General features: G+C 54.9%; 12 protein-coding genes. 8 read left to right on the top strand and 4 right to left on the bottom strand.

The window, feature by feature from the left end; all coding sequences use genetic code 11:
- Positions 1–164 precede the first annotated feature (164 nt).
- Entirely contained in the window at positions 165–1,538 is a 1,374-nt protein-coding gene (locus RB_RS08540) for an IS4-like element ISRba1 family transposase (protein WP_011119835.1), read from the bottom strand.
- A gap of 1,037 nt (positions 1,539–2,575) precedes the next feature.
- Here RB_RS08540 and RB_RS08530 point away from each other — a divergent pair.
- From RB_RS08530 to RB_RS08490, 8 genes are all read left to right on the top strand, one after another.
- Positions 2,576–2,959: a heavy-metal-associated domain-containing protein gene (locus tag RB_RS08530; protein WP_011119841.1), complete on the top strand. Its 384-nt coding sequence runs from the start codon at positions 2,576–2,578 to the stop codon at positions 2,957–2,959.
- Between the two features lie 55 nt (positions 2,960–3,014).
- Entirely contained in the window at positions 3,015–4,169 is a 1,155-nt protein-coding gene (locus RB_RS08525) for an ABC transporter permease (protein WP_164922784.1), read from the top strand.
- Between the two features lie 29 nt (positions 4,170–4,198).
- Positions 4,199–4,717: a hypothetical protein gene (locus tag RB_RS08520; RefSeq protein WP_011119839.1), complete on the top strand. Its 519-nt coding sequence runs from the start codon at positions 4,199–4,201 to the stop codon at positions 4,715–4,717.
- Positions 4,718–4,719: 2 nt separating this feature from the next.
- Positions 4,720–6,279, top strand: coding sequence for an HlyD family efflux transporter periplasmic adaptor subunit (locus RB_RS08515; protein ID WP_011119838.1), 1,560 nt, complete (start codon positions 4,720–4,722; stop codon positions 6,277–6,279).
- Entirely contained in the window at positions 6,279–6,980 is a 702-nt protein-coding gene (locus tag RB_RS08510; protein ID WP_011119837.1) for an ABC transporter ATP-binding protein, read from the top strand. The genes RB_RS08515 and RB_RS08510 overlap by 1 nt, the downstream gene beginning before the upstream one ends.
- A gap of 216 nt (positions 6,981–7,196) precedes the next feature.
- On the top strand, positions 7,197–8,570 hold the full coding sequence (locus RB_RS08500; protein ID WP_011119835.1) for an IS4-like element ISRba1 family transposase: 1,374 nt from the start codon (positions 7,197–7,199) through the stop codon (positions 8,568–8,570).
- A 105-nt stretch (positions 8,571–8,675) separates the two neighbouring features.
- Positions 8,676–9,809 (top strand): ABC transporter permease, encoded by a 1,134-nt coding sequence (locus tag RB_RS08495; protein WP_164922783.1) that lies wholly within the window; start codon positions 8,676–8,678, stop codon positions 9,807–9,809.
- Between the two features lie 76 nt (positions 9,810–9,885).
- A complete protein-coding gene (locus tag RB_RS08490; protein WP_164921733.1) occupies positions 9,886–10,347 on the top strand; it encodes a hypothetical protein in 462 nt (153 codons plus the stop codon).
- 87 nt (positions 10,348–10,434) lie between these two features.
- Here RB_RS08490 and tnpC read toward each other — a convergent pair whose 3' ends face one another.
- From tnpC to RB_RS08475, 3 genes are all read right to left on the bottom strand, one after another.
- The gene (gene tnpC / locus RB_RS08485) at positions 10,435–11,829 is read right to left on the bottom strand and encodes an IS66 family transposase (RefSeq protein WP_011119832.1); all 1,395 of its coding nucleotides are present in this window, start codon (positions 11,827–11,829) and stop codon (positions 10,435–10,437) included.
- 354 nt (positions 11,830–12,183) lie between these two features.
- Positions 12,184–12,606, bottom strand: coding sequence for a hypothetical protein (locus RB_RS08480; RefSeq protein WP_164921732.1), 423 nt, complete (start codon positions 12,604–12,606; stop codon positions 12,184–12,186).
- A gap of 93 nt (positions 12,607–12,699) precedes the next feature.
- A protein-coding gene (locus RB_RS08475; RefSeq protein ID WP_164921731.1) for an IS3-like element ISRba6 family transposase occupies positions 12,700–13,871 on the bottom strand; the annotation gives its coding sequence in 2 pieces (ribosomal slippage) (positions 12,700–13,622 and positions 13,622–13,871; 1,173 coding nt in all).
- Positions 13,872–13,981: the final 110 nt, after the last annotated feature.

Genomic DNA, 13,981 nt, shown 5'->3' with positions numbered 1-13,981 from the left:
CCATTCGAGACAAAAGCGTAGGGCCGCCCCGTTGGGGCTCGCGTTGGAGCCTTCCGAACGAAACCCCAGGCGATGCCTGGGGCTATCGGGCTGTTGATTTAATGAGCCGTACCGCGTTAGCGGCGGTTAGTCAGACGCCAACCGGGGCTAACGCCGAATGGCACTTACTTTAGATCCGAGTCTCTCATTTTAGACGGTGGTTTCGTGCGTTTTTCAAACTGCATGTTTTTGGGGCGTTTCCGGTAGGCCTCGCGGCGATAACTACGTTTGCTGCGAATCGGTAGCTTGTCCTTGCGGGCGATCGACAATGCTGTTTGGTAGGCCATTCTCCAACGCTCAGGCTCCGTGTGCATGTGCCGCAGGAGGAAGGTTTGAAACGTGGTCCACGTTCGTTTGAAGCTCATTCGACGCGGCGGAACTTTCTCGAAGGCCGCCGCTTCGATCCGAAGCTGGCTGGTCAGGTTGTAAGCCACCACCGACGTATAGAGTTCTTTCATGAATGTGTCGACGCTTTTGGCGCGAATGTTCTCGGCGTCCATGACCACCTTGAAGTTGCGAATGTCAATTTCTACGTCGTAGCGTCGCTCAAATAGCGAGGCAGACGCGAAAGCATCTTGCGCAAGCGTACTGACCAGATAAAGTGTCAGCGTGTCGGTCGCCTGGACTTCATGCAAATAGACATCCAACTGGCAGTCGGACGGGAGATCTGGCTGCGTCTGGCGATTCTTCTTCGTGGGTTTCCAGGTGTGCCGATAAGTTTTGTGGTGCTCGGATTGTTCGATCAATTCGGCATCCTTCTGCAGCGACTGAAAGTTCACCTTCTTCATTCGCAGCAGGATGTCGTGACCTGCGTCGATTGCCCCATGTGCGATTCCAAAGATCCCAAATCCTGCATCGGACATGATGATCGAATTCTCCGGAAGCTGCTCAAACCCCTGCCGAGCAAGTTGCGTTTCGGAGATCGCCTCAGGACCGTACATCGGTCCCACTTGTGGAAGCATCGCTGCACCGCTGGCGAGTTCGTGAAAGACCGTCAACAGCACACAAGGCCACACGCCTTCACCGAGCTGATTGCTTGCCGGTGGAAACGCTTGCTGGAGTTCTTTTTCCGGGGCCAGTGCCAACGTGGTTCCATCGATCAAGAACACGCGTTGTTCGTCCACCGCCGGCTCGGTGGCAGAAAGGATCCCCGAGCTCACTTCCTCGGCAAACCAACGAACGACTTCTAACGGTAAGCGAGATCTAGCACGACTGTAGCCACCCGTTGCGACCGAGAGCGTGTTGTCTTCCAGGCGTTTGTTTTCGGGAAGATAAGTCGGTCGCGTATCGAGTAAATGCTTGACTGCGTTTTCAAGCGAGGCATCCGGCTTGAGTCGCTGGTAAACGAGCATCCACAGGACAACACATGCCGTATAGACGGTATGAGCTTGTTGCTCGAAGAGCTTGTTGGCATCTTCAAAGTTGACTAGCTGCTGCAACAACTCAAAAGAGCGGTCGAACTGGAGGTCAGCTTCGTGATTTGGACCGGTATAGTTCATGCCAAAATGGCTCCTTATTGGGAAAAGAAGCCTCTATGCGCAAACCATGTGCCTAAAGTGCAGTTCGTCAAGAATTTAGCGCAAAGTAAGTGCCATTCGGCTAACGCCCATCGGCTAATAGCTGTTACTCGGTATACGACTAAATCAACAGGCTGCTATGAAAGAGTTGCCCCGTTGGGGCGTGAGGCAGAGACAAACTTAATGCCGCAATGTCCGCGTTACCCCCTGATGTCTCTTTAGTTGGGGTGAACGCTTCAATGGCTGACGGGCAAGAGTGCTCGTCCTAGTGCGTGGGCATGTGGTTGACGAGTCAAGCGACGCTCTCCGAGTCGGTCAAACGCTTGGCTTCTGCCAGATTCAGGTTGCTCTGGTAATTGAGCGTTGGTAGACTTTGAGGTATGAAAACCCCGCTCTTCATCGCTCTGTTGGTCGTCAACTTGTTGATGTGCCCCTTGCGTTGCTTTCCGTGCCAAGCGGAAGTGACTTGCGATGAAAGTGTTGCTGCAGCATCTTGCAGTTGCTGCCATCACGATGCACAAGCCGGGCCAGCGCCCACGTCGGATCTCGATTCGAAACATGGTGACTCCTCCCCGTGCGGAGGCGATTGCAATTGTAAGAACTGCATTTGCGAAGGTGCGGTTCTTGAAAGCGACATGGATCTGCCAGATCCGAGTTTGGTCGTTGTTTGGGCCCATGTGGTCGATGCGCGATCGATGTTGCCATCCTTCTCTGATGCGGCTTTGACTTCGCATTGTGACTTGCCGAGTTGTGCGAGTCGATCTGGCCGTCAGGTGCGTCTTGCGCACCAATCTTGGCTGATTTGATCCAAGTGATCGTTCTGGATTTGATTCAACGCGATAGATGCGTTGCTGCGCGTTCATGGATTGTTACCTGATTGGATCACTGGTTCGTGATCGCATGGCGTGATGGATTCGTCACGTTCGACCAACCATTTTGAATCGGTGTGCATGCATTTCGTGTGTCCGCGACGGCGGACCGGATGACTGTGCGCGCCAAATGTTTGTTTCCCCTTTTAAGTGAAAGATTTGACGATGATGTTCGGTTCGAAACGGAATGGATTGGGTTTGGCCGGTTTGGCTTTTCTCGTGTCCGCTTTGATTGGCCCCGCACCTGTGTCGGCTGACACGATAACGGACAAGAAGGATCCCGCCCATCAAATGGTGATGACGGTGGGTGAGATGTGCGGAGGTTGTGTCAAACGAATCACCGCTCGGTTTGATTCTGTTGACGCGGTTGAAAAGGTCGTCTGCAGCATCGAAAAGAAGTCCGTCGCGTTGGTTGCCAAAGAAGGAGTTAAGTTGAGCCCCAAGGGAATCTGGGAAATCATGGAAAGCATTGGCAAAACGCCAAAGAAGATGATCACTCCCGATGGCACGTTCACCTCGAAGCCCAAGCGTTGAACATGAAATCGAACCTGCGTTTCACTTGCCAACCAACCCACCGAGGCGATCGTTGATGCTGTTGCCATGGGAATACGGCGTTCGCAATCTGGCCCGCCGGCCGGTGCGAACCGCGTTGACTTTGGTTGCTTTGGCGACCGTGGTGATGTTGGTGTTTGTGGTTGTCGGATTCATTCGTGGGTTGGAACGATCGCTCGCAATCAGCGGGGATGATGACGTGGTGTTGGTTTACTCGGTGAACTCGGAAGAGAACATCGAGAACTCATCGATCGCCGCGCGGACTCCGTCGTTGTTGGCCGCCAGCCTGGATGGCACGATGAAACGTTTTGGCGTCAGTCACGTGTCCCCGGAGTTGTACTTGGGAACTCGAGTCGCGACAGAATCCGGTCCGGGTGGACTGGGGTTGGTTCGCGGTGTGACTACGTCCGCACCGTTGGTCCGTCGATCGGTTCAGTTGATCGAAGGAACCTGGCCAGAGGACGGTGAAGTGATGGTTGGCCGGTTGGTTGCGACGAAGCTTGGCCGTGAAACGAACGAGTTGACCATCGGCAAGAAGCTCGAGTTTGAGGGGCGCAAGTGGACGATCAGCGGCCGGTTCGCTGCCGGTGGCTCGGCGTACGAATCCGAAATCTGGTGTTCGCTGGGTGACTTTCAAACGGCAACCAAACGACAGGACTTGAGCTTGGTCGCGATTCGATTGCAGCCCGGACGATCGGCGGCTGAGGTGCAATTGTTTTGCAAGGAACGATTGGATTTGGAGCTGAGAGCGATCCGCGAAACGGATTACTACGCGTCGCTGCAGCAGCACTACAAACCTGTCCGAGTGTTGGCTTGGTTTGTGGTGGTGCTGGTGTCCGGTGCGGGCGTGTTTGCCGGTTTGAACATGATGTATGGATCCGTCGCTGGACGGATACGAGAAATCGCAACATTGCAAGCCATCGGTTATCGAAGGCGAGCGATCTTGCTGAGTGTGGTCCAGGAGGGCGTCTTGTTGGCCGCCGCTGGATCGTTGTTGTCCGGGGTGGTGGCGTTGCTGCTGCTCAACGGGATGGCGGTTCGATTCACGATGGGAGCTTTCACATTGAGAATCGATAGTGTCGCAATCTTGATCGGTTGCGGCGTTGGAATTTTGTTGGGTGTCCTTGGTTCGTTGCCACCGGCACTGAAAGCGTTGCGAGAAGAAGTCGCAACGGGATTGAAGGCAGTTTGATTCATTACCCCTTTCGATAGAGAAGTACGATGAAACGTTTTCAACAATATGTTTTGGCTGGAGCCATTGCTTTGATCGCTGGTTGTGGCGGTGCGGAAGTCGCCGAGCTGGCTGCGACGACCACATCCGGCGATACGGCTTACTTGGCCAGTTCGGAACCTGCTGACGCGATGCCTGTCGGCGAAGCCCGTGAGAAGGCAGCCGACGGTGAAGAATTGACATTGGTCGGTTTGATTGGTGGTTCCAGTGAGCCATTCGTCGATGGACTGGCCGCGTTCACGATCGTCGATCCCAAGATCCCGTACTGTGCCGACGATGAAGGTTGTCCTACGCCTTGGGATTACTGCTGCACGCAAGACCAGGTCAAAGACAACATCGCGACCGTGAAGGTGGTTGATGAGTCCGGAGCCCCCGTGTCGAAAACCGCACGCGATTTGCTGGGAGTCAATGAGCTGGCCACCGTTGTGGTGCACGGAGTCGCTAAACGCGACGACCAAGGCAACTTGACCGTGGAAACCAGCGACGTCTTCGTTCGTTCGAGCAAGTAGTCATGGCCGAAGCCCCGCTAGATCTGGGCCAACTGGCCATCGACCGCACGCCATCGCCAAGCCATCCTTCGTCGACGCCTCGGCGGAGACGTTGGATCAGCCGTTTCGTGCTTCCGATTGGGATTCTAATCGGTTTTGCGATGCTGCTAGCCGTGGCCGCCGGTCAGCACTGGATGCCTCGCAAGAGCGTCTCAGTGATACCGGTGATTGCCAAACGTGCCGAGGTCGTTCAGGCGGGGCAAACGTTGTTTCAATCGCCCGGGTGGATCGAGCCGCGACCGACCGCGATCAGCGTCGCGGCGTTGGCCCCCGGGGTGATTGAATCGTTGTTGGTTGTCGAAGGGCAACCTGTGAAGCGAGGCGAACCTGTTGCGCGGTTGATCTCGATTGACGCGGAACTGAATGTCCAGCAAGCCAAGAACACGGTTGCAATCCGGCAGGGCGAGTTGCAACGTGCGGAGGCGGAATGGAACGCTGCGATGGTTCGGTTCAAGAACCCAGTGCACTTGGAAGTTCAGCTTGCCGACGCCGAAAGCATGTTGGCACGAGCGGAAACCGAGCTTGCGAAACTTCCGTTCATGATCGAAGCGGCCCAGGCAAACGTTGAGTACGCGCGAAACAACATGCAAGGCAAACGATCCGCCGAGGGAGCGATTTCAGGTCGGATTGTGGCCCGTGCGGAGAGCGACCATGCGGCTGAGTCCGCCAAACTGCAAGAGTTGCAACGTCGCCAACCGAATTTGCAACGCGAGGTCGATGCTTTGAAGACCAAGGTTCGTGCGTTCGAGAAGCAGTTGAATCTGTTGGTGGAAGAGACGCGTCAGGTCGAAGAAGCCAAAGCCAAGGTCGCGTCATCGAAAGCCCTTTGGGAAGAAGCGAAGATTGAACTGCGGCAAGCGGAATTGGCTCTGGAACGGAATGTCGTCAAGGCTCCTATGGATGGTCGAATCCTGCGTTTGATCGCTTCACCTGGAACACGAGTTTCGGGAATGGCATCTTCGACAGGACACAGTGCCAGCACGGTGGTCGAAATGTACGATCCGGATCGCTTACAGGTCCGTGCCGACGTTCGCTTGGAGGATGTTCCAATGATTCGGAAGGGCCAGCCCGTGGAGATCGAAACCGCGTCTTCTTCATTGGTCATTCAAGGACGAGTGTTGCAAGCCACCAGTGCCGCGAACGTTCAAAAGAACACGTTGGAAGTGAAGGTCGAACTGATCGACCCGCCTCCCACGGTCAGTCCTGAGATGTTGGTCACGGCTACGTTTCTCTCACCCGCGACTGAATCGGATGTCGACGCTGCAAAAGATAAGCAACGGTTGTTCGTGCCGGAGGCGTTGGTTCAGGCCGGCGATTCGGGATCATTTGTTTGGTGTGTCACGGAGGATGAGACGGCGAGGCAAACTCCCGTGGTTGTTGGTGGTGCAGGAGGTGATGGCTTGGTGGAAATCGAATCTGGATTGAACGTGACTGACAAATTGATTGCGAATGTTCCGTCGGATCTGGAATCTGGCGATCCCATTTCAGTCGTGAGCGAAGATACAACCATGGGGATGAACTGATGGCATTGGTCGAACTACGGGGCGTTTGCAAAAGTTTCCGCAAAGGCGATGAAACGATCACTCCCCTTGACGAGATTGATCTCGACATTGAGGCGGGCGACTTCGTCTCGTTGATGGGGCCAAGTGGCACCGGGAAAAGCACGTTGTTGAATCTGGTCAGCGGGATCGATCGTCCTGATTCGGGAACGATCCACGTGGCCGGAACCGAAGTGACGAAGCTCTCTCGCAGCAAATTGGCTGATTGGCGCGCCGCGAATTTGGGTTACATCTTTCAAACCCACAATTTGATTCCGGTGCTGACGGCTTATGAGAACGTTGAATTGCCAACTTTGCTGCTGAAGATGACTGGTTCGCAACGGCGACAGCGTGTCGAGTTGGCACTCGAAGCGGTGGGGCTGAGCGATCGAGCTGATCATTACCCGCGGCAATTGTCAGGTGGGCAAGAACAACGCGTTGGGATCGCTCGAGCGATCGTCGCGCACCCGAAAGTCGTCGTGGCTGATGAGCCAACCGGCAGTTTGGACACGGAAACGAGCGAACAGGTCCAGATCTTGCTGCAACGATTGAACAAAGAACTCGACATCACGCTGTTGATGGTCACCCACGACACGGACGCGGCGAGAATCGCATCGAGGCAGTTGGTGTTGGATCGCGGCAAATTTCGTGAGGTTGAACCGGATGCTTCTTCGGCCGTTCGTTGAACTCAGGCGGCATCGGTTTGGGGTGGGGAATCACAGGCTGGAAGCCTATCGGGCTGTTGATTTAATGAGCCGCACCGCGTTAGCGGCGGTTAGTCAGACGCCAACCGGGGCTAACGCCGAATGGCACTTACTTTGCGCTAAATTCTTGACGAACTGCACTTTAGGCACATGGTTTGCGCATAGAGGCTTCTTTTCCCAATAAGGAGCCATTTTGGCATGAACTATACCGGTCCAAATCACGAAGCTGACCTCCAGTTCGACCGCTCTTTTGAGTTGTTGCAGCAGCTAGTCAACTTTGAAGATGCCAACAAGCTCTTCGAGCAACAAGCTCATACCGTCTATACGGCATGTGTTGTCCTGTGGATGCTCGTTTACCAGCGACTCAAGCCGGATGCCTCGCTTGAAAACGCAGTCAAGCATTTACTCGATACGCGACCGACTTATCTTCCCGAAAACAAACGCCTGGAAGACAACACGCTCTCGGTCGCAACGGGTGGCTACAGTCGTGCTAGATCTCGCTTACCGTTAGAAGTCGTTCGTTGGTTTGCCGAGGAAGTGAGCTCGGGGATCCTTTCTGCCACCGAGCCGGCGGTGGACGAACAACGCGTGTTCTTGATCGATGGAACCACGTTGGCACTGGCCCCGGAAAAAGAACTCCAGCAAGCGTTTCCACCGGCAAGCAATCAGCTCGGTGAAGGCGTGTGGCCTTGTGTGCTGTTGACGGTCTTTCACGAACTCGCCAGCGGTGCAGCGATGCTTCCACAAGTGGGACCGATGTACGGTCCTGAGGCGATCTCCGAAACGCAACTTGCTCGGCAGGGGTTTGAGCAGCTTCCGGAGAATTCGATCATCATGTCCGATGCAGGATTTGGGATCTTTGGAATCGCACATGGGGCAATCGACGCAGGTCACGACATCCTGCTGCGAATGAAGAAGGTGAACTTTCAGTCGCTGCAGAAGGATGCCGAATTGATCGAACAATCCGAGCACCACAAAACTTATCGGCACACCTGGAAACCCACGAAGAAGAATCGCCAGACGCAGCCAGATCTCCCGTCCGACTGCCAGTTGGATGTCTATTTGCATGAAGTCCAGGCGACCGACACGCTGACACTTTATCTGGTCAGTACGCTTGCGCAAGATGCTTTCGCGTCTGCCTCGCTATTTGAGCGACGCTACGACGTAGAAATTGACATTCGCAACTTCAAGGTGGTCATGGACGCCGAGAACATTCGCGCCAAAAGCGTCGACACATTCATGAAAGAACTCTATACGTCGGTGGTGGCTTACAACCTGACCAGCCAGCTTCGGATCGAAGCGGCGGCCTTCGAGAAAGTTCCGCCGCGTCGAATGAGCTTCAAACGAACGTGGACCACGTTTCAAACCTTCCTCCTGCGGCACATGCACACGGAGCCTGAGCGTTGGAGAATGGCCTACCAAACAGCATTGTCGATCGCCCGCAAGGACAAGCTACCGATTCGCAGCAAACGTAGTTATCGCCGCGAGGCCTACCGGAAACGCCCCAAAAACATGCAGTTTGAAAAACGCACGAAACCACCGTCTAAAATGAGAGACTCGGATCTAAAGTAAGTGCCATTCGGCTAACGCCCATCGGCTAATTGTTGTCACTCGGTATACGACTAAATCAACAGGCTGCTATGCCACATTGGGGTCTACCGAATTTGGATGAATACTATGTTTCGTTATGTTTTGAAAACGCTTTGGCGACACCGCACGCGGACACTGCTGACCGTCACCGGGGCTGCTGTTGCCATGTTTGTGTTTTGCTTTGTTGGTTCGGTCCAAGAAGGCCTGCATCGGCTGACGACGGGTTCGGACGCGGATCGCAATCTGATCGTCTTTCAAGAGAATCGGTTTTGCCCAACCAGCAGCCGTTTGCCGGAGGACTACGAACGTGTGATCGCGGAGGTCCCCGGTGTGCGGGACGTGATGCCCATTCAGGTATGGACGAACAATTGCCGGGCTAGTCTGGACATCGTGGTGTTCAATGGTGCTGACCCGAAACAGATTCAGCAAACACGTCCGTTGAAGTTGACGAGTGGAGATTGGCAACAATTTGAGTCAACTCGCGATGCCGCCATCGTCGGCCGCAATGTGGCTCAACGTCGGGGGCTGAAAGTGGGCGATCAATTCACGATCGGAGAATTGTCGGTGCGTGTCGCTGGCATCTTCGAATCCAACGTTCCGTCAGAAGAGAACTTGATTTACACCAGCCTGCAATTCTTGCAGTACAGTCGCGGGTTGGATGCGGCCGGTTTGGTGACGCAGCACGAAGTCTTGCTGACAGACACGGCCGATCCGGATCGTGTGGCGGCAGCGATTGATCAGAAACTTCGGGCAGGCGCGGTCGCGACCAAGACACGCCGAAAGGGGGCGTTTCAGGCCAGCACTTTGTCGGATTTGGTGGATCTGATTGGTTTCGCACATTGGCTTGGTTACGCCTGTGTCGCGCTGGTGCTGTCGTTGGTTGCGACGACCACGGTGATGAGTGTCCAGGACCGAATCAAGGAATACGCGGTGCTGCAAACGGTTGGCGTCCGTCCGTTGCGAGCGATGCGGTTGGTTTTGGCCGAAAGCACCATTCTGTGTTTGGTGGGCGGATTGGTAGGAACGGTTCTCGCGTTGACGGCGCTCGGTTTGGGAGGGTTTGCGATCGGTGCGGAGGGAGCCACGATCGCGTTTCGTCCATCGCTGGGGTTGGCGGTCACCGGAACCGTGGTATCGGTCTTGGTCGGAGTCCTCGCGGGATTAGTACCCGCAATTCAGGCCGCCACCGTCCCGATCGTCGACGCGCTGCGTCAGGCGTGAGATCACACCGGGTCAGCTAAGTCGAGCGTGGCTCGCTAGACGCGATTATTCCCGCCGCGATTCCATGGAGAAATTGTTGAGTGATATGATTGGGGAATTCAATCCCCCATTTTTGCAGCATGGACGACACACTGTCGCCCAAACTTCCGTTGGCAGTCACAGTTACATGAGCTACGACCTTTACTTCTGGAAACAGACATCCGACTGCACGCTCGCACCGGACGTGGTTATTCAGCGTTTCTCAGAATCACAGTCCGTCGATGGAATCGTCCCGATGGACACTGCTGCTGTGATCGCTCGCCTCAAGGCCGAGTTCCCGACGATTGCCGAAAATCCTCTCGGGCTTGACGAATGTTCGGTCCAACTCGTTTGGGAGCACGAAACCGACGGATGCTTCATCGCGTTGCCGTGCACGACATATCTCTGCATCGAATCACACGGCGCGTCAAACGAAATACTTAACCGCCTCATCGACATTGCGAACGAATTCAAGTGCCCATTGTATGATCCGCAAACCAATGAACGCTATGCTGGGTGACTACCAACATGGTTTTTACGCTGAGGCCATTCGGACACACCTTCCGAGTTTGGTCAGGCGGGCTGGCATTAATACAATTGTACTTGTTTACCGTGCCGCGATGGGCAGAGGCAAGGCAAGCGGGCTCGTCGTGGTCAATTGACAGCGGATGAAGTCGAAAGGACCGGCCAGTCTTTGCTTGCACGTTTGCATCACGCTCATGATTCGTGACTGGGTCAACGCTCCGGCTTCGGTGCGGTTGCCGCCCCATACTTTTCGATTCACGACCGTTGGGCGGATCGCCTGCTCGCCTCGCCAGTTCGTTGCGTCGGCACCGGGAGGATGCAGGGACGTGAATAGATCATCAAGATGATTTTCCAAAAACTTCGCGAAGCGTTCATTGGCAGCATGCTTCTTTGGGTGACGAACCAATTTCCACATCTTCATCGTCAATCGGCCCGCCATCACCTTCATCCCATGTGCCGTCATCTCATCGGATCGAAAACGGTTGCGATACTCGAAGCCTGCGAGCAGCAAGTCTTTCACTCCACGCGGAAACGCCAACGCACCACTGGTCCCGCTTTGGATTAACGATTCACATCGCCGAAGCAGGTGCGCAAAGCATTGTTGATGAGTCGCTGCGGTGAACTTGTCATAGACCGCCCAGCCGTCGTGTCCAAAGATTCCCGACCAGTCGATGCCCAGCAGTCTTTCCGCCGGCCCGATGCTTCTCGTCGCATCCACTTCGTAACACGTCGCGGTCAGTCCGACGAACGCATGAAGCCAAGCCCCACGTCCATCGACTCGCCAACCCGTTTCATCTCCGACCACCTGAGGCGAACCACGCACGGCCCTTCGGACCTGAGCGTAGGCGTCCTCTAGTCGATCAGCGGTGCGAAGCATGCTTCGGCAACTGGTGCTGCGACTGACCCGAATCTCAAAAAGCATTTCCAGCAGACGCTTGACCTTGCCGTGACTGAGCCCAAGTTCTTTGTTCAAAAGCGCCATCGCGGCGTGAACGTTCGGTCCGAGTTGAGCCGCGGCGGCTCCGACCGCGTCGGACGTTTGCAGTTTGTGCCGACCCTGGACATGAGATCCACAGCCACAGCAAATTCCAGCGTCGATGTTGAATTGCCGGTTGATGACGACGCGAGGGATATCGGTTTGGAACTGCACGAGCGTTTCGGTCTTGGTCAGTTCGCCATGGCCGCAGTCGGGACAGCACGCTGGTAGGGGAACGTCGTACGTTTCATCGATCTGTTCGGGCACGGCTCGGCGATGGTGCTTGCCGTGATCTTCACCGCTTTTACGCCCTGGCTTTTTCGGATCGGCTTTGCGTTTCTTGCGAAACGGAGCCGCTTGGCGTTTACCTTCGCGTTCAACTTTCTCAAGACGTGCCGTGAGCAACTCAACTTGCTTGACCAGCATGTCGATGATCGCCTGCTGCTTCTCAAGCAGCGGCTTGCAATCCGGGCAATCGGTGGTGATCTTGGGCACATCCATGACCCGCGAATTGTGGTCGATTCAGGCCAAATTCACCAACACCAGTTTTTCGCTGGGTAAACAAGTACGCGCGAATTTGATCCAACACCGCCCCGCGGCCCTTCACTGGGTAAGTATCGGGAGTGAACGGAGCTGCACCACCATCTCTGGCATTCTTGTTGTATGGACTGCAGGCAACAAAATGGGGCTCCAGCGGGACAGGTAGATCCAGAGTGGCAAATCTATCAAGCCGCCACCTCTTGCAGACATCACGAACCGCTTGTTGATGTTCTGGCCGAAAAAGCATGTTGAACTGGCCTGCAGTGTCACCTGGGTACGGCGGCGGCGTCCCCAGCGGAGAGCAATCTTGGCAACCTAACTCCCGAAGCGTCTGGACGTCGGATTGAAACTCTGGGCATTGAACCAACAACCCCAGCCCTGCGACCAGTCGTGTGCGTCTTGAAGTGTCGCCGCTAGGTCGGCAACGATAAGATCCGGATTTGCAGAAAAGTGACAAACGTTTTGATCGACTCGCGTCACGCAGGCGGCAAGTCGGATGAACGACACGGGTTGCTCGTTCCGAACCGCGACATCGGTCCTCAAACTTCGCGAAAGTCGAGCCTCAAGTTCGATGGCTTCGGCGGTAATGGCTTCGGGGAGGGCGTCGTCGATTGCCAGAAGCAGGCTGTCCGGAAGCGTGTAGAAGAGTCGATGGCGAAGTTTGAACGCATCAACCAAGTCATTCGGGAGGCGATCGTTCGGCAGTATTTTCCCCGGTGTGGGTGTAATGTCGGTCATGGTTTTGTTCCAAGTGAAGGGAGTGTGGAATTGCCCACGAAAAGTTGACAGTGGACCGGTCTTAAGGGAAAGGTAAACGGTGAGTCCTGTGAGTCAGGACTCACTTACGAGTGACGGTTCTTTGATCGCTTGCTCGAAATCGATTGGACTGAGGTAGCCCAGCGACGAGTGCAAGCGATGAGGGTTGTAAAATCGTTCGATGTAGTCAGATACGCCGCGTGTGGCGTGTTCGTGCGTGTCGTAAATCTGCTGTGCTTCCTCGGTTTTGTAACTCTTGAAGAACGATTCCATCGGTGCGTTGTCGTAGCAGTTCCCGCGACGGCTCATGCTTTGAACTAGCCCACTGGCTGCCAGGCGTCTGCGGAAATGATCGCTCGCGAATTGGGAGCCACGATCGCTGTGAACGATCAGGCCCGCGTTTGGCTTGCGAAAAGTAAGTGCTTGATCGAATGCCCCGACCACCAATTCCGAATCCATGTTCCGGCTCGTTTTCCAGCTGACAATCTTGCGGGAATGCAGGTCAACGAATGCACAGAGGTAAGTGGAGCCTTCTTGGGTTGGGATGTAGGTGATGTCCGTTAGCCAGACGCGATTGATTGCCTCGGTCGTGAAGTTTTGGCCAAGCAAATTTGAGGCGATGGGCTGATCATGATTGGAGTCAGTGGTCGATATTCTGAATTTGGTGCGGCGATTGGCTTGTATTCCCGCATGACGCATGCATTTGGCGACGGTATTTCGGCAGCACACCACACCGCGTTTGACTATTGCTCGTTGCATTCGCGGGCTTCCATACGCATCGTGATGTTTTTCCAGTCGGATTTCCTTGACGGCTTGAATGATTTGGGTTTGCTTGATCTCGGTGGCTGTGGGACCGCGACCGGCGAATCGGTAATAAGCGGCGCGAGTGACTTCGAGGGTTCGGCAGAGCACTGCGATCGGCCAGCGATCGCGGCACTCTCCAATGAACTTCAACCTCAGTGACTTTCTTTGGCGAAGAATGCCGTCGCTTTTTTTAAAATGTCGCGTTCCATCTTGAGTTGACGATTCTCTTCGCGAAGTCGTCTCAGCTCGGCTTCAATGGATTGGCTACCAACTACTTCGGCCTGGAATGTTCCGTCTTCGTCAAAAGACTTCTTCCACTTGCGAATCAAGCTGTCCCCGATCCCCAAGTCTTTAGCGACAGCGGTGTACGACAAGCCTTGTTCGATGACTTTCTTGACTTCGGCCAGCTTGTATTCGCGGCTAAATGTTCGACGTTTGTCCATGGATCGGTTCTCCTGTCAGAGAAGTCTGACGTGCGCCGGCCCACTGTCAACTTTCCGTGGGCAATTCCACTTCATACAAGACACAGTGGATTTGCACACAGCAATCGGAA

Source organism: Rhodopirellula baltica SH 1, from assembly GCF_000196115.1.
In the GTDB taxonomy this organism is placed as follows: domain Bacteria; phylum Planctomycetota; class Planctomycetia; order Pirellulales; family Pirellulaceae; genus Rhodopirellula; species Rhodopirellula baltica.
The sequence above is the reverse complement of the archived record's forward strand: the minus strand, read 5'-3'. Positions and strand labels throughout refer to the sequence as shown.

Bases quoted from the DNA above. Each gene is read 5' to 3' on its own strand.
- RB_RS08480 (WP_164921732.1), bottom strand. From the start codon at position 12,606: ATGACCGACATTACACCCACACCGGGGAAAATACTGCCGAACGATCGC.
- RB_RS08515 (WP_011119838.1), top strand. From the start codon at position 4,720: ATGGCCGAAGCCCCGCTAGATCTGGGCCAACTGGCCATCGACCGCACG.
- tnpC (WP_011119832.1), bottom strand. From the start codon at position 11,829: ATGGATGTGCCCAAGATCACCACCGATTGCCCGGATTGCAAGCCGCTG.
- RB_RS08510 (WP_011119837.1), top strand. From the start codon at position 6,279: ATGGCATTGGTCGAACTACGGGGCGTTTGCAAAAGTTTCCGCAAAGGC.
- RB_RS08520 (WP_011119839.1), top strand. From the start codon at position 4,199: ATGAAACGTTTTCAACAATATGTTTTGGCTGGAGCCATTGCTTTGATC.
- RB_RS08525 (WP_164922784.1), top strand. From the start codon at position 3,015: ATGCTGTTGCCATGGGAATACGGCGTTCGCAATCTGGCCCGCCGGCCG.
- RB_RS08540 (WP_011119835.1), bottom strand. From the start codon at position 1,538: ATGAACTATACCGGTCCAAATCACGAAGCTGACCTCCAGTTCGACCGC.
- RB_RS08500 (WP_011119835.1), top strand. From the start codon at position 7,197: ATGAACTATACCGGTCCAAATCACGAAGCTGACCTCCAGTTCGACCGC.
- RB_RS08495 (WP_164922783.1), top strand. From the start codon at position 8,676: ATGTTTCGTTATGTTTTGAAAACGCTTTGGCGACACCGCACGCGGACA.